We start from the raw sequence: 15,835 nt of genomic DNA, 5'->3' as shown, positions 1-15,835 counted from the left end.
CCCACGCCCCCGCAGCGCCTCACCCAACTGCTCGACATCACGCGGGACAAAGCGCAGCGGCGCATCGTCGTACGCACTGGCCCCGATCAGCAGCGCCGAAAATCTCCCCACCCCGACCCGTCCACCATTCCCCCGACCACCCCGACGTCAACGCTCAACCGCCGCCACAGAATAGCCCCTGCCCCCCGCTCATTCCTCTCCCCACCCTTAGGGCGCAGCCCGCACAGCCTGGCCGGGCGGTCGAACCAGGCCAACTCTCAGGACCGGGCTGCTGTGGTGGAAAGTCCTGACGAGGAGGGTCTCCAAGGTGGAGTATGGGCACCAGCTCAGGCCTGTAACTAAGCGTACCCGGCTCGACACGGGAGGATCAGATGGCACTACGGTTCGTTGCGAAGGACGAGAAGTCGGGGGACCACGGCTCTCCCACCGTGTGGGTGGACCCGGAGACCAGGGACTTCGTCATCCAGGGATGGAAGATCGACGAGGCGACGACGGCGGACTGCCTGGCTGACGGCCCGATCCCGGATCATGAGACCGTGGTCCGCATCCCTGCCCGCATGGCGAAGGCGCTCAAGGAGGCGTTGGATGTCGCAGAGCTTGAACAGCTTCGCTGACCTTTTGAAGTCGGCGCGAAGGTCCGCAGTCCACCTGGAGCTGCGCGATGTCTACTCGGTCGACAACGAGGACGAGGGTTTCCGGGCATGGAAGTCCGGCCACCGGCTCGACCCTGATGATCGCGCGTCGTGGTGGAGGCCGTGGCTCGACCTCGTCCAAGAGGTAACTGCCAACGGCGTCTCCGTGAAGCGAGCCAGGATCATCTCCGAGCCCGCCAGCGAGTACATCCGGTACGAGCACTCGTTCACGTTCACCAACGTGGCCGGCGGCGAGGAGGTGCGGTGGCTGCCCCGCCGAAGCGCCTCCGATCTTCTGCTGCCTGGAAATGACTTCTGGCTGTTCGACGGCAGGGTCGTCCAGTTCAACATCTTTGACGGCGATGGCCGGTGGGTGCACACGGATCAAAGTGACGATCCTGCTGTGGCACAGCTCTGCGCGGCCGCCTTCGACGCCGTGTGGGAGCGCGCTGTCCCTCACGAGGCCTACACCATCGACGAGTAGTCACCACAGCCGGCCGGTTCATGTCCTCTTCTCCTCTGTCCAGTGCCCAAGCCGCACGGAAGGCGCTCGCCGATCAGCTCGACCAGATCCGGCGGGACGCCGGACTCTCAGGGCTTGAACTGGCCGTGCTGTGCGGGTGGCACAAGTCCAAGTCGTCCCGCATCGCGCGCGGTCTGACCGTTCCTTCCGACAGCGACATCCGTGCGTGGTGCACGGCCTGCGATTCCGCCGAGAAGGCATCGGATCTGATCGCGGCGTCGCGCACTGCTGAATCCATGTACACGCAGTGGCGAGACCTCCATCGTGACGGTATGAGGCGGGTGCACCAGAGGACCCTGCCGCTCTACCAGCGAACACGGAAATTCAAGGTGTACGCCTCCAACGTCATGCCCGGAATGACGCAGACCACCCCCTACGCCACCGGACTCCTCCGATCCATCACGACCTTCCAGGGCACCCCGGACGACGTGGAGCAGGCGGTGGAAGCCCGACTCAACCGGTCTCGCGTTCTGAACGACGCCAGACATCAGTTCGCCCTGATTCTGGAAGAGGCCGTTCTCTACTACGGCGTCTGCGACGACGAAGCACTCGCTGGTCAGCTCGACCACTTGCTGGGGGTCTTCTCCCTGCAGAACGTCTCCGTCGGAATCATCCCGTTTCGGGCTCGCCGGACCATCTGGCCGCTCGAAGCGTTCTATGCATTCGACGACAGCCTCGTGGCCATCGAGACGTTGACCGCAGAGATCAACGTCACGGCTCCTGGCGAGATCCGCACGTACCATCGCGCCTTCGCCGAACTGGCCAAGATCGCCGTTCACGGGGACGAAGCCCGAAGCCGAATTGCCAAGGCCCGCAACGCCCTCGGGTGAACCTGTGCAACCACGTGCAACTTCGTGGCACTGTCCGTAACCCGCTCCCTACGGTCTGTCTGTCGCGGCTTCTCCTCGGCAATGGTCTTCTGCCGAGCCCGGCCGCAGCACACTCTGCCCACCCAGGTGTGGGCGGGCAGATCCAACCGATGGGAGAGGCACATGAGCACCGTCACCACCCAGCCCGGTGGCCCGGAGGTCACCAACCTGACCCGCCGCCTGGACCACTCCGTCCCGGACGGCGACTTCGCCCCGCAGACGGGCGTCGCGTCCCTGACCCGCCGTCTGGACCACTCCGTCCCGGATGGCGACTTCGCCTCGATGGGTACCGAGGTATGACCGTAGTTCCGATCTGATGCCGGTCAGTTGACGGCATGGGCGGGTCGGCGCGGGATGATCCCGCGCCGACCCGCCCTCGAAGGCGCACACACCCGAACCAAGGAGAGTCCGCATTGAGTACCGCCATCGCCACCCGCGTCCCCGCCGGCTCCTTCTTCGACCTCAACCGGAAGGACCCGGACCTGACCCGGCTCCGCGAGGAAGGCGCCGAGCAGGCACTCCCTTTCGCCCTGATGGAGCGCCTGGTGAAGTCGGGTACCCCCTACGCGGAGTACGCCCGTGCGCTGCGCAGTGAACCCGTGACCGTGGCCGGCGCGTCCTTCGACTGGTTCGACGCCGAGCTGCCCGGCGAGATCGCGGACGAGATCAACCTGACGAACTACGAGATCGTCGAGCACACCGACGAGCGCCGCACGGCGCTGACACACGCCCTGGACCGCCTGTCGCTGGTCCACCCCGAAGGGTTCGCCCGTCTGCGTGAGTTCGTCCGGGGATTGCTGTGGGTGGGCCTCAAGCCCGGAGTCCGCACCTCCTCGCTGACCAGCTCCAGCGACCCGGCGCTCCCGTACGTCATCACCTTCTCCGACAAGGCGTCCCGCCACATTCCGCCGAACACCGTCAGCGAGCGGCCCTCCCCGCTCTTCCTGGCGGAGAACCTGCTCCACGAGGGCACCCACCAGTCGATCAGCTTCCACATCCTCCAGCACCAGGTCTTCGCCAGCGGATACTCCTCCAAGACCTCTCCCAAGATCGAGATCAATTGGAGGGCCGGTCAGGGAGAGGACCGCAACCAGTTCTGGGAGATCGACCGGGCCTTCCACGCGACTTGCGTGTACAACCAGCTGATCAGGTTCCGCCAGGTCGAGCTGGCCCGCGCCGACCTCACGCCCATCGAGCGCACGAGCTTCCAGAGCGCCTACGACGAAGGTCTGCCGGCCGTCCGCTACCTCATGCGCGAACTCGAACTCCAGCGAGAGCACTTCACCCGCCACGGCGTCGAGCTGCTGGCCAACCTGCGCCAGCAGACCGACCAGCTGTAGTGCCACTCCGAGCCGAAGCCGAACGACGGAGAGTCACGTGCTGGATCACCTCATCACCCACGACGACAACCTACGGATGGTCCCCACCGACCGGAACGAGCTGACCGCCGCGATCGGCCGGCTCCACGAGGAACTGCGGACCCTGTCCGAGGAGACCGACCCCGCTCGCGCCCGATTCCTGACCAGATGGATCGGCATCGGCCAGATGTGCTTGGGCCACCACGAGGAGGCCCGCGCACTCCTCCGGCACTCGCTCGACCTGGCCGCGGCCCTCGGCAACACCCGGGCCGTCGTCGCCACCGGGCTCAACCTCGCCGACGCGCACCGCTACGCCGGTGACGTCCATACGGCGGACGCCCTCTACCGCAGCGCCCTGAACACCGCGCGGAGCCGGCATCCGGAACTCGTCGACTTCGCGCTCCAACACACCGGCAAGCACCTCATGGAACGCGGCGACTTCGCCAATGCCCAGGACCACCTGCGAGAGGCGCTGCGCCTGCGGATCGCCAAGGGGGACGCCGAACTGGTCAAGTCCACGAAGGCCGCCCTCGACCGGGTGGAGCTGCTGATCGGCCGCGCCGACGCATCGGTGGCAGCCCCCGCCGCACCGGGCCGCCAGTGGACCACATGGCTTCAGTCCCGCACCACGGCCAGGACCCCGGACCGGTGGGCCGAGGACTTCCCCGCCCTCCGGGAAGGTGTGCGCCTGCTCACCGCACAGCAGCTCGTGCACCCGCGCCACCTGCGGGATCAGTCGTTACCCGCCGAGCTGGTCGCCGCCATGGCGAAGGAGGCCGAGCAGGCCGTGACCGCTGACGGGTACCTCCACAACGGCAAATGGAACGCTGCCGTTGGCGACGCCGCGAACCGCTTCGCCGAGCGAGTCGACCTCGCAGCGGTCGTAGCGCGCTCCACCGGCCTGGACGTCGAACAGCCGCACACCGCCGTCTACATCGCCTACACGGAGGAGGGACAGTTCCTCGACTTCCACGTCGATGAGACCGGCTTCGGCGAGGCCAACCTGATCCTGTGTCTCAAGCACGAGCACACCATCGGCGATTCCAGGATGAGCAGCACCGTCTTCATCACCGCGGGCGGCTACCTCGAATTCGCCCTCAACACCGGTGACTGCATCGTCTTCGACGGCGCGCTCACACCCCACGGCCGGACGCCCCTCCGGGCCGGAGAGAGCGTCACTCTCATCAGCTTCGGGTTCCGCGCCCGCGACCACGCTTCGCGCGCGATCACGAACCTCCCGCCGGCACCCGCGTAGTCGGGAATCGCAAAGCTCCTTTCGGGGGGGGTGATGGCGGCCAAGGAGTCGTGACTGTGACCGGCACCGTGCTCGTTCTGTGGGACATCGACCGTACCTTGGTGTACGTCGGTGAGACCGACCGTGCCGTCTACCGGGAGGCGTTCCGCCAGGTCGTCGGGCGTGATGCGGTGAAACTGCCCGAACGGGGCACGGGCCGCACCATGCCGTTGGCCGTAAGGGAGTTACTCACGGCCAACGATGTCGACCGCCAGGATTTGGAGCCGTTCGCGGAGCGGATCGTCGCCCTGCTGCCGAAGCTCCTCGCCGCCAGGACCGAGCAACTGCGCGCGGGCGGCCTGGTCATGCCCGGTGCCACGGCCGCGCTCGCGGCGGTCGACGCCCGCCCGGATCTCATTCCCACCGTGGTCACCGGCAATTTGCAGCAGAACGCGGAGATCAAACTCGGAGCCTTCAGCCTGGATCAGTACGTCGACCTTGCCGTTGGCGGCTTCGCCTCCGACGACTCCTCCCACCGGCCGGCCTTGGTCGGCATCGCCCAGCGCCGTGCCGGCGCCCGCTACGAGACGACCTTCGACCGGTCGAACACGGTCATCATCGGGGATTCACTCGAAGACGTTCGGACCGGAGCGGAAGGCGGAGCACGCGTGATCGCGGTTGCCTCCGGCACCACCACGGCCGACCAGCTCACCGAAGCCGGGGCGGACCGAGTTCTCGAGAGCCTGCGCGACCCGCAAGCGGTGCTCCGCGCCGTCGTGGAACTCACGGCCCGTCGCGAATAGTTCGGCACACGACTCCCCGCAGCGGCCTGCTACCGTCACCACCATGACGCTCTCCGTAGCAGATGGCCGCGCGGTGGATCTCCGGAAGGAGCCGGTCGACCGCGTCCTCGAACGGGTTGAGCAACGCCTCGGCACGGCACTCGACCGAGCCAGCGTTGTCAGGAAACGCAGATCGGTCGGAGCGCGCACCGCCCGGGACACCTGGGTCCGTGTGGAGCGCCGTCCGTGGACGAGGGCCCGCGCGCAGGGTTGGGCCGGCATCGAAACCGCTGCCGCGCTGACCGGCGTGGCCATGCCCCGATGGATGGGCTCGGTGGCGTGGCGCGACACGGATGACGAGGCGATCTGGCGAGCAGATGAGACATCGGTGCTTCCCGGCGATCCGGTCGGCACGACCGTGCTGGCCAGCGATCCCGCGCTTGGGGATGATTGGTGGAAGGCACTGAACACGTCCCTGGACGCGCTCGCCGCGCAGAGCACAGCCAGGACGGCGACGCCGGACACCGAGCCGATCACGCAGCGCCTGGTCGACCGCGTGATCCGGGCCGCCTTCCCGTCTGCGGTCAACACGCAGGTGGTCACCTGGTCTCCGGCGCACGCCGACCTCAACTGGGCGAACGTCACCGCTCCCGAGTTCTGCGTCTTCGACTGGGAGGACTGGGGAATGGCGCCTCGCGGCCTGGACTCCGCGTCGCTGCTGGCCGCATCCCTCGCCGTCCCGGCGCTCGCGGACCGCGTGCGCAGCGAGCGCCGGGCGGACCTGGAGAGCCGGGACGGCATGGTCATGCGCCTCTTCGTACTGGCGAAGATCGCCGGACCGCACGCCCACCCGGACGACCCCCGGGTGGCCCCGGCCCGGATCGAGGCCGAGCAGCTGATCCACACCCTTCAACAGATCTGACGGGCAGACCTCTCCGCCAGCAGACGCCGGTACCCACCGATGAACTCGGCGTTGGCCGCCAGCCCGGTGGCGTCGACCAGCTCGCGAAGATGATCAGGCCGGTCGGTGCTGACCGCGACCGCACCCACCATCGGCAGCTCGAAGGCGACCCTGAAGGCTGCCTGCACGGCGGTCGGCTCGCCGGCCGCATCGGCGAGAAAGATACGCGGGTCGCTCCAACGCCAGGGCGGGCCGGCGAGGTCTCCGCCGAACGGACTCATGCCCCAACGGCGTTCGACCGGAACGTCCCACCTCCGGGCGAGGATTTCGCCGGCGACCAGGACCTCGTGGCCTACGAGCAGCCCGGACCGGACCATCAGGACATCCGGCACGGCCGGGAGCGGGGTGGCGAGAGCGGCCACGGCGCGCAGGTTCCACGTCGCGATCCCCCACGCCCCGCAGGCCCCGACCAACGCAGCTTCGGCCAGGACACCGCAGGCAGCGGCCAACTGCTCCTGGCCCCGGTCACCGGCCGCCATCGACGCTTCCGGATTGTGCAGGAACACCACGTCCGGTGCGCGCCCCAGGTCCCGGATCGTCCGCACCAGCGCGGCGCGAAGCTCCACCGGATCGATGCTGTGCCGCGCCCGGCCGCCGGAGGCGGGGAAGTAACCGACCTTGGTAGAGACCGTGAATGCGGACAGCAGGTCCCCGCCGGCACGAGCGAGCGTCGCGTGGGAGGCGAAGCCAAGGTAGTTGAACGCGGTGTCGATCGCGGTCACTCCGTGATCCAGCGCCGCCGTCAGGAGTCGGCGTTGGTGACGAGACCGGTGTAGCCCGAGAACAACTCGTCGGTCAGCGGCGCGCACAACCCCTCCTTCACCAGCAGCCGGGCCACCGCGTGGATCTCGGAGCCGACAGCGGTCTCGGCCTCCGCCAGGACCACGGGGTGCCCGCTGAGCAGCAGGCGCAGCGCGGGCTCAGCCTTCGCGGCAAAGCACAGACGCCGACCAGCCGCGGTCACCTCCACCGTGCTGTCGTCCGACCGGATGTCCGGGCGGAAGTTCGTGGTGCAGACCGCCCCCGTGAGCGGGCCGAGTACGTCCGGGTGCGGCACCTGTCGGGCCGGGCCGGCGGCCCGCTCGTACCCGCTGAGGAACGCCTCCGGCGGCCGCGACTCCAGCAGCCCCCGGGCGGCGGCGATCAACCGGCTGGCGTCGGCCCCCGGAGTGCGGTCGAGGTCGTGCCGGAAGACCTCCTGCTCGCGGCACCAGTCGCCGAGCCAGGCCATCCAGCTTGCCCCGGTCCGCTTGGTGATGCCGAAGGTGACGTGCAGCGAGTGGCCGGCATCGCCGTGGCCGACACGAGTCGCCCGGTGCCAATGGCCCCGCGGGATGTGCATCACCTCGCCGGTGCGAAGCAGCCCCGACCAGATCACCTCATCGCCCGGAGTGGAGTTCGGGTCAGCGTCCCGGTACATCGGCGCGGTGCGCGACGTGCCACGAACCTCCCATCCCTTCTCGCCCGCCAGTTGGACCACGATCACGTCGTGGTCATCCCAGTGCAGCGGGAACCCCTCGGCCTCGCCGGTGGTCCAGTAGACGTTCACCTGGACCCGTTCCCGGCTCCACCATTGCAGCGCGCGGCACGCCACCTCAAGCGTCGGATCGGCCATGTTCGCCTGGTCGAGGATCAGCGTCGCGCCCTCGTCGAGCAGCCGACCCAGAGTGTTCATGTTGACCATGGAGATGCTCTGGCCCCGGGGACTGACGCTGTCCGTGAAGTAGACCGCCGGGTGGACCTCCACCCCTTTCTGGAACACGCGGAACTGCGGACGGGCGAGACTGCGCCGCATCACCAGGTCGAGCAGCCGCTGCGGGGTGAGCAGCCGCCGCGACAGGTCATCGACCCCGGTGTGCCCCAGCGCGAACTGCTCACCGAGCCGCTCCGGTCCCGTCCAGCCCAGAGCCGACTCCACGGCCCTGACCAACCTGTGCTTCACACGAACCTCCCCTGAACTCGATCACCGGGCCGGACCGGCTGGTGGACGTTCGGCTGTCCGTCCGCCCACCAGCCGGCTCACTCACTCGCTCTCGTGCAGATTGCCGTCGCCACCGGGCCACGGCGCGTCGCCGCTAGAACCGGCGTTGTCCGAGCGGAGGCTGTCGTACCGGTCGTGCACCGCACCCAACTCTTCGACGGCAATCAGGAGTTCTTCGTCCACCATCGCTCCTCTCCTGCTTCCGGCTGACGGCCGAAGGCAGCTCGACGCACGGAGGCTCGGGAATGTCGGCGGCATGGCCAGGCCATGGCCGACGTGGAACAGCCCCGTGCTGGTCGCACATCATGGCCATGGAGTGACCCAAGGTCATATTTCGCTAGAAATACGATGCTTGACGTTCCGCGTGGGCAAGGCTCACGTCTTCAGCACGCCTACGCGAGGACCGCCAACGCCACATTCGGACTCTTCGAGTTTGCGGCTCGGCTCGGGTGGCGCCGCCAGGGCCACCTCAGCACCTGCCCAGCAGCGCGATCCTCCGCGCAGGAAGTCGGCCCGGCCGACTTCCTGTGCGGCCGTCCGCCTGCCGTCACCGCTCGTGGGAGGGGGTCTCGGCGGCCCAGGCGAGCAGCATCCGGAGGGCGTCGTGGGAGGGGGTGCCGGGCTCGGCGGCGTAGGTGATGAGGGCCTGTTCGGGGTCGTCCGCCGCGCGGAGGGTGTCGTAGGCGAGCTCCAGGTCGCCGACGACCGGGTGGTGGAACCGCTTGGTGCCGGAGGTCTTGTCCTGCACCGGGTGCTCGGCCCACCAGCGCCGGAAGTCCGCGCTCTTCATGGACAGTTCGCCGATCAGGCCGGCGAGTTGGGGGTCGTCGGGGTGTCGGCCGGCCTCCAGGTGGAGGTAGGCGACGTTCTCGCGGGCGCAGGACGTCCAGTCCGCGTACAGTTCCCGGGTGGTCTCGTCGAGGAAGGTGATGCGGGCGATGTTCCGCTCGGCGGGGTCGAGGGCCGCGTAGTCGCCGAAGAGGGCGCAGGCCGCGGGGTTCCAGGCCAGGATGTCCATGTGTCGGCCCATCACGACGGCCGGGACGTCCGTCAGTTCGTCGAGGAGGCGCCGGACCATGGGGCGCACGCCCTGCGGCCGGGCTTCGCGCCGCAGGGGCGGCTGGGGGCGGGCGAGGCGGTGAAGGTGCCGGATCTCGTCCTCGTCCAGTTGGAGCGCGCGGGCGAGGGCGTCGAGCACCGCGTCCGAGGGGTTGGGCACGCGGCCCTGTTCCATCCGGGTGTAGTAGTCGACGCTCACCCCGGCCAGTTGGGCGATCTCCTCGCGGCGCAGGCCGGCGACCCGGCGTCGGCCCCCGTAGTCGGGCAGGGCGACGTCCGCCGGGTGCAGGAGGGAGCGGCGGGTCCGCAGGAACTCGCTCATGCTGATCGCTGTGCTCATAGGACGATTGTGGCCGGTTGCCAGTGGTGGCTGCCTGGCCCTGCCAGGACCAGGCAGGGCCAGGACCGCTATGAGGCCGGGATCGCGGTGACCAGTCCCCCGTCGACGACGATGTCCTGGGCGGTGATGTACGAGGACCGACGCGAGAGCAGGAAGGCCACGGTCTCGGCGATGTCCTCCGCCCGTCCGAGCCGCTTCAGGGGCACCTGCGAGCGGATGGCCTCGTGCGAGGCCGGGTCGGGGACGGCTGCCTCGAACATCTCGGTGACGATGTAGCCCGGGCTGATCGAGTTGACCCGGATGCCGCGCTCGGCGAAGTCGCTGCCCAGCGTACGGGCGAGGTTGTGGACGGCGGCCTTGGTGGCCGCGTACACGGGCGCGACGGCCATGCCCCGGTGCAGCGTCCAGGAGGCGTTGATCACCACGGAGCCGCCGCCCGCCGCCTCCAGCAGCGGCAGAGCCTTCTGGATCGTGAAGAACACCCCCTTGAAGTTGACGTCGACGAGGTGGTCGAAGTCCTGCTCGGTGGCTTCGGAGCCGCGCTGGAACACCCCGACCCCGGCGTTGGCGAACACCCCGTCCAGCCGCCCGTGGTGATCCCGGATCAGGGCCACCAGCCGGTCGAGGTCGGCGAGACTGGCGGAGTCCGCCCGAACGGTGAGCAGCCGGGCGCCCCCGTCCAGTTCCTCAGCCGCACGGGCGAGGCGTTCCTCGCTGCGGCCGGTGATGACGACGTGCGCGCCGTTCTCCAAGAGCAGACGCGCGGTGGCCAGGCCCATCCCGCTCGTCCCGCCGGTGATCAGGACCACGCGGCCGTCGAAGTCGGTCATATCGGTGCTGTTGTCGGTCATGGCACCCAGCCTCGCGACCGCACCCCGCACCAACCAGGCCCGGCCCAACCTGGGTCTCCGAGGACCACCCTGCGGTACACAACTCTGCCGAAAATGACCGACCTTGGACCAATAGCGACCGATGTCGTCAACGCGCCTTGTCCGCCTGGTCGTTGTGTTAAGTTCCGTGGACAAACACAAAAAGGCGACCCCGGCAGCGCGCCAACGCTCCGGGGTCCGGCACCAGGAGACAGACACTCCCGATGCGTATCCATCGTAGCGCCCACGCGCGCAATTTCACCGTGCTGCCCAATGCCGTGCTGCAGTACCGGCAGCTGTCCTACACCGCCCGCGGTCTCCTCGCGGACCTCCTCTCCCGCCCGGACGGCTGGCGCGAGGACGGCCGGCACATGGCCGACACCAGCCCGCAGGGGCGCGGCGCGATCCGCAAGGCCCTCAAGGAGCTGACCGACGCGGGCTTCTACCGCGTCGAGAAGATCCGGATGCCGGACGGCACGATCCGCACCGAGACCCACGTGTACGACACACCGTGGTTCGCGCCGCCGCCGAGTACCACCCCTCCGGCGCCCGGTGAAGCGGCCACCGGCCGCGCTGTCGCCCTCGTAAAGGACCCGGAGAAAGAACCCACCCTCCCCGACGACGACGCCCAGCTCCGCGAGGCGGTCGCCACCCTGTTCCGGGTGATCCGCCCCGAACCGCGCCTGCGCCTGGGCGAGGCCGAGGCACGCGAACTCGCTCCCCTGGTCGCCCAGTGGCTGGAACGCGGCAGCACCCCCACCGACCTCGCCCACGCCCTGCTGCCGGGCCTCCCGACGCCCCTGCACTCGGCGGCGGCGGTGCTCCGCTACCGCCTGGCGCACAAGCTCCCACCGGCCCGGCCCCCAGCGGCCGCCCGGTACGCCGAGTGCGCCAGGTGCCACGACCCGGTCCCCCGCCCCGGCATCTGCCGAGCCTGCGCGGGCCTCGGCACCCCGGCGGCTTCAGTCCGCAGCGCAGCGGCAACAGCCACCGTCGGAGCCGCCCGCGCCCGAGCACTCCTGCACGCCGCCAAGGCGGGCTTCGGCGCCTGTCGACCCGAGGATGCCGCCGCGTAGCCGCACGTCAGCGCTTCCAGCGGGACCACCAGGACGACGACCGGGGGTCGGCGTCGCGCTCCCGGGTCGCAGCCGCGAACCGCTGCAGCACCTTCCCGTCCTTCCAACTCAGCTGCATCAGAACCGATCTGACCACCTCCAGATCAGCCTTGCGCGTCCCGGCGACCACCGCGATCGCCTTCTCCAGGTCTGCGTCGAGTTGCCTGTAGCCGAGATCGTGCAGGAAGTGGGCGATCGCCTCAGCCGGCTGACGCTCGCAGAAGCCCTCGATCAGCCGGTCGCGGAACTCCGACCCCAAGCCCTTCTCGGCCAGCTTCTTGATCGTGTACGCCACCAATGTGGGCCTGGACGCCACGATCGTGAGTTCATCGACCACCCGCTCGGCCGCACGCCGGTATCCGGCTTTCAGAAGCGCCTGGATGAGCTCTGCCACGTCCCACGCGTCGATCGTCGCCTGGACGAACATCCCGGCCGCTCCCGGCACGTGCTCCGGCCCGTACGTCCACGGGGTGGCCTCCAGGACCTCGGCGGCCCGAGCGGCCGACTCGTCCTGGAGGAGTTCGCCGGCGATCCCCAGGGCATCGCCGGCCTGCTCGCGCTTCATCAACGCCTGGAACAGCAGAACGAGTTCGGGCACCGGACGGGCGAAGGCCAGGAGGCGCCACAACATCGGCAGGGCACCCTGGTCGCCCGGCGCGGCCAGCCTGACCAGCCCGGCCAGCAGGTCAGCGACGTCCCACGGTGGCCGGAACAGGACCACCGCCGCCAGGAGGGCCTTGGTCCGACCCGACGACGCGATGATCTCGGGAATCGGACGATCGGCGCCCAGCGCCTCCACCATCGCGGACGAATCGACCGTCACCGGGGCAGCGAGCAGGCCCCGGTACCAGATTGCGACATCCGTGTCCGGCAGGGCCAGATCGAGCAGGTCCGCCGCGTCCTCGAACCGGCCCGTGGTCTGCAGGCGCGTCCAGACCTCGGATGCCTTGCTCGACAGCGCGAGCATCCGAAGGAGGGCGGCGCGCATCCCGGGCGACGCCCCGCCCTCAACGACGCGTACGACCAGATCGACCGATTTCAACGTGTCCAGACCGGCGGCCAGACCGATCAGCGCGCCCCCGTTCGGTCCCACCCGGTCCGCGTCCAGGAACAGGGCCGCGAGGGCCGCCGGCGAATCGGACCACGGCGCCGCGCTCAGCACCTCCCTGACCAGCCTGTCCTTCCCCCTGGCGAACAGCTCGCACAGCAGCGCCCGGCACCGCTCCTGATCAGCTGCCTGCGTGTACCACCGGGCGAAGCCCTCGACCGCGCCCTCGGTCCCGGCTAGCCGGGCCAGCACCGCCGCGACCTCCTCGACCGGCCGTCCGGCCACCGCGCCGCAGGCCGCCACGTAGTCGGACGAGGGGCCGTCCTGGAACACCACCAGGTGCGCGGCCACCGCGTCCGGAGGTTGTGAACGCACCGCCACATCCCGGACGAGGTCAGCCTCGGTCCGGCAGCCGGACATCCGTAGCTCCGCCAGCAGGTCCTGAAGCGCCGGTGGCCGGCCCGGCAGACCATTCCCGCACGCGGCCAGCAGACACTCGGTGGCCTCCGCGGACCTCGCCTGCCGAGCCGCCTGGAACAGCGCTGAGGCATTCGTCCACACCAGGTCGGAGACGCCCTGAGCCAGCCGACTCCCGGGCTTCGCGCCCCGCAGATACCTGATCCGGGAGACGGTCTCCGCGCATGAATCCGCCGTCAGGAACTCGCCGAGCAGGTCGTCGAGCGGCAAGAGGCCGCCCTGCGGCTCGGCGTCCAGAGCGAGCAGCAGTTCCGCCGCCCACGTCGGCGTGCGCACCCGCACAGCCCGGGTGAGCAGGTACGTGGCCCCTTGAGCAGTCGCCTGGCTTCCCTTTCGAACACCGGTCTCGGCGAGCCCGCGAGCCATCCGGACCAGATCGCGGGTCCGCCACCTCCGGGCCGCGTCGGCCAGCACGTACCTGCCGAGTTGCGGCTCCGAGCCGGCCAGCAAGAACTCCGCGAGGACTCCCAGATGCGATGTGCGCCGAGTCTCGCACGCCTGGTCGAGCAGCCATCGGGCCCGCTCCCCGTAGCCCTCCCTCAACAGCCAGATGGCGAGCCCGGCCTGCTGTCTCGCCTGCCCGGCTTCGCCGACCTGCCCGATCACCAGGCGTGTCCCCGACTCCCATCCCCGTGCGAGGAGTTCCACGAGCACACCCTTCACCACCTCGTCGCCCCGAGCGACGAGGCTAGCCGCCACTCGGGGGCCGATCTGCTCGCGCAGCGCCTCGCGGCCGGGCAGCTCGACGAGTTCGGCGAGATCGCCGGCCGGCCGGTCACTCGACGCCATCCCCTCCAGCATCGCGAGCCGCCCCTCCTCCCCCGTGCCCTCCAGCATGTCCAACAGGTCGGTCATCGGCCGGTGGTCGAGCACGTTCCGCCAGAGGTCGGGCGCCATGCCGTAGACGCCGGGGTCGTCCAGTTGGACGGCCAATCGGTTGAACTCCGTTGCGGGATAGCGCTCCGCGAGCGCCGCCACGGACTCGCCGACCAGACCGTCGCCGCCGATCTCTCGCGCCGCCCGGAGGAAGTCCGCCACCTGGTGGGCACTCGCCCCGCAGAGCGCGTCGAACACCACCGGCAGCAGAGCAGCCGGTCCCTGCTGCCGGAGCGGGAATGCCAATCCGGCCGCCCTGATCGGGAGGAAGGGCTCGACCGCGCACCGGATGACGGCCTCGGCGTCCGCTCCGGCTCCCGCCTCGTTCAAATCCTCCAACAGCTTTTGCAGCAAGGTCGGTTCGAGGTCGGACGCTATCTCGTGGAGCGCCCGGAGGTGCCCTTGCTCGCCTCCGGCGCGCAGCGCGGCCATGAGGAGGTGGCAGTCCTCGCGCCGGGCCACGGCGAGGCGCAGCACCAGCGCGGCGTCCTCGGCGAAGCCGGAGCGCACCTCCCCGATCGCCAGCCACTCGACCAGCCGGTCCAGCGACCCGGTGACGATCGCCGTCAGCACGGTGGTGCAGTCCCGGCCCCGGCCGCCCGCAGCCAGCCGGGCGAGCAGGTTGTCCACCGATCGCGCGCCGTCTGCGGCGTGATCCCGTACCAGCCGGTCTGTCTCCGCATGCAGACCGGCGGCGTCCAGAGCATCCAGCAGCGCGGGCAGGTCCTCCAACGGCCGCGGCACGCTCAGCAGCTGCGCCACCAGGTCGCGACAGTCCGCGCCGTACAGCCGGACCGCCAGGTCGACCGTCTCCGAGGTCTGCCGGCGGCCCACCACGCGCACCACGGTCGCCTGCACCAGGCCCGACAGTTCGGACGACGGGTCGCCTGCGGTGAGCAGCGCCACCAGGTCCTCCGCCGGGCGGACGATGACCGCCAAGTCCACCAGGTGGCGAGCGATATCAGCCTGATCGGCGTCGAACAGGGCAATGGCCAGCTCGACCAGCGGCTCGACGGGCCGTCGCCGCGCCGCCGCCGTCCACATCGCGTCGACCGCCCTGCCGAGCGCAGTCAAGCCGCTCAGTTTCACCAGGTCGGCGGCGGGCCCGATAACGGCGAACTGCTCCAGAAGCTCCGTCCGTCCGGTGGTGACGACCTGGTGCAGGGCGTCCGCCATCAGCTTGGCGGGGTCCAGGGCCGCCGGGAGGACCGGCAACGGCTCCGTCTCCGTCTCCGTGACGGCAACGACGGGCACGACGGGCACCATCAGCGCCCCCACGACCACGAACTCCGCGTGCACCGCCTCCGTGAGCACCCGGACCTCCTGCGGCCTGCCCGGCTTCCGGTGTTCCCGGTGCAGCGCACTGACCCGCTCCTGCACCCCCGCCCGCAACTCACCCAGGTCCAAAGGCCCTTCGTGCGAGACCAGCACCTCCCGCACCGCCCGCGAGAACAGGCTGAACGAACCACCGTCGCCCGCCTGTGCCGTCGACTCCTCGGCCGGCACGAACCGCGCCAACTCCCCCGGCGCACACGCATACAGGCGAGCCACCTTCCGGCCGGCCACCGCCCGCATCTTGCTCGGCGACCACCCCGGCGGCGGCCCCATCGCATCCCGGATCCCCTGCCGACACGCATCCACCAGGAACAACACCTGCGCAGCGGCCGTCTCCTGAAGCTCCTGCTTCCAGTCGATCGCGATGCACCCCGAC

General features: G+C 69.8%; 15 protein-coding genes. 9 read left to right on the top strand and 6 right to left on the bottom strand.

The window, feature by feature from the left end; translation table 11 throughout:
• The first annotated feature begins 371 nt into the window (after nucleotides 1-371).
• The 8 genes from VM95_RS34935 (at nucleotide 372) to VM95_RS34905 (ending at nucleotide 6,320) form a co-directional block, all read left to right on the top strand.
• A complete protein-coding gene (locus tag VM95_RS34935) occupies nucleotides 372-614 on the top strand; it encodes a hypothetical protein (protein WP_045704700.1) in 243 nt (80 codons plus the stop codon).
• The gene (locus tag VM95_RS34930; RefSeq protein ID WP_045704698.1) at nucleotides 586-1,116 is read left to right on the top strand and encodes a DUF6879 family protein; all 531 of its coding nucleotides are present in this window, start codon (nucleotides 586-588) and stop codon (nucleotides 1,114-1,116) included. Before VM95_RS34935 ends, VM95_RS34930 begins: the two co-directional genes overlap by 29 nt.
• Before the next feature lie 20 nt (nucleotides 1,117-1,136).
• Nucleotides 1,137-1,985: a helix-turn-helix domain-containing protein gene (locus VM95_RS34925; protein WP_045704696.1), complete on the top strand. Its 849-nt coding sequence runs from the start codon at nucleotides 1,137-1,139 to the stop codon at nucleotides 1,983-1,985.
• Nucleotides 1,986-2,147: 162 nt separating this feature from the next.
• Nucleotides 2,148-2,324, top strand: coding sequence for a hypothetical protein (locus tag VM95_RS42980; RefSeq protein ID WP_157882281.1), 177 nt, complete (start codon nucleotides 2,148-2,150; stop codon nucleotides 2,322-2,324).
• Between the two features lie 113 nt (nucleotides 2,325-2,437).
• A complete protein-coding gene (locus VM95_RS34920; protein ID WP_045704693.1) occupies nucleotides 2,438-3,364 on the top strand; it encodes a hypothetical protein in 927 nt (308 codons plus the stop codon).
• 37 nt (nucleotides 3,365-3,401) lie between these two features.
• Nucleotides 3,402-4,637: a hypothetical protein gene (locus VM95_RS39430; protein WP_052707762.1), complete on the top strand. Its 1,236-nt coding sequence runs from the start codon at nucleotides 3,402-3,404 to the stop codon at nucleotides 4,635-4,637.
• Between the two features lie 56 nt (nucleotides 4,638-4,693).
• Entirely contained in the window at nucleotides 4,694-5,419 is a 726-nt protein-coding gene (locus VM95_RS34910; RefSeq protein WP_341846049.1) for an HAD family hydrolase, read from the top strand.
• Nucleotides 5,420-5,462: 43 nt separating this feature from the next.
• Nucleotides 5,463-6,320 carry a hypothetical protein gene (locus tag VM95_RS34905; RefSeq protein WP_045704691.1) on the top strand — a complete coding sequence of 286 codons (858 nt, stop codon included), beginning with the start codon at nucleotides 5,463-5,465 and terminating at the stop codon, nucleotides 6,318-6,320.
• Here the strand turns inward: VM95_RS34905 and VM95_RS34900 are convergent.
• The 5 genes from VM95_RS34900 to VM95_RS34885 all read right to left on the bottom strand — a co-directional run bounded on the left by VM95_RS34900 (nucleotide 6,308) and on the right by VM95_RS34885 (nucleotide 10,590).
• On the bottom strand, nucleotides 6,308-7,081 hold the full coding sequence (locus VM95_RS34900; RefSeq protein WP_045704690.1) for an aldo-keto reductase family protein: 774 nt from the start codon (nucleotides 7,079-7,081) through the stop codon (nucleotides 6,308-6,310). The genes VM95_RS34905 and VM95_RS34900 overlap by 13 nt on opposite strands.
• A gap of 20 nt (nucleotides 7,082-7,101) precedes the next feature.
• Nucleotides 7,102-8,301 (bottom strand): JmjC domain-containing protein, encoded by a 1,200-nt coding sequence (locus VM95_RS34895; RefSeq protein ID WP_045704688.1) that lies wholly within the window; start codon nucleotides 8,299-8,301, stop codon nucleotides 7,102-7,104.
• An 81-nt stretch (nucleotides 8,302-8,382) separates the two neighbouring features.
• Nucleotides 8,383-8,526 (bottom strand): hypothetical protein, encoded by a 144-nt coding sequence (locus tag VM95_RS43455; protein ID WP_167352986.1) that lies wholly within the window; start codon nucleotides 8,524-8,526, stop codon nucleotides 8,383-8,385.
• Between the two features lie 361 nt (nucleotides 8,527-8,887).
• Nucleotides 8,888-9,739 (bottom strand): helix-turn-helix transcriptional regulator, encoded by an 852-nt coding sequence (locus VM95_RS34890; RefSeq protein WP_045704686.1) that lies wholly within the window; start codon nucleotides 9,737-9,739, stop codon nucleotides 8,888-8,890.
• Nucleotides 9,740-9,807: 68 nt separating this feature from the next.
• Complete coding sequence (locus VM95_RS34885) at nucleotides 9,808-10,590, bottom strand: SDR family NAD(P)-dependent oxidoreductase (protein ID WP_244179071.1); 783 nt, start codon at nucleotides 10,588-10,590, stop codon at nucleotides 9,808-9,810.
• 242 nt (nucleotides 10,591-10,832) lie between these two features.
• Between VM95_RS34885 and VM95_RS34880 the strand changes: the two genes are divergently transcribed.
• Nucleotides 10,833-11,684: a hypothetical protein gene (locus tag VM95_RS34880; RefSeq protein WP_078861027.1), complete on the top strand. Its 852-nt coding sequence runs from the start codon at nucleotides 10,833-10,835 to the stop codon at nucleotides 11,682-11,684.
• 7 nt (nucleotides 11,685-11,691) lie between these two features.
• Here the strand turns inward: VM95_RS34880 and VM95_RS42975 are convergent, their stop codons facing one another.
• Nucleotides 11,692-15,777 carry a caspase family protein gene (locus tag VM95_RS42975; protein WP_208615579.1) on the bottom strand — a complete coding sequence of 1,362 codons (4,086 nt, stop codon included), beginning with the start codon at nucleotides 15,775-15,777 and terminating at the stop codon, nucleotides 11,692-11,694.
• Nucleotides 15,778-15,835: the final 58 nt, after the last annotated feature.

Source organism: Streptomyces rubellomurinus (assembly GCF_000961885.1).
Taxonomy (GTDB): Bacteria; Actinomycetota; Actinomycetes; order Streptomycetales; family Streptomycetaceae; genus Kitasatospora; species Kitasatospora rubellomurina.
Note: the sequence above shows the minus strand (reverse complement) of the source record. Positions and strands in the feature narration are given on the sequence as shown.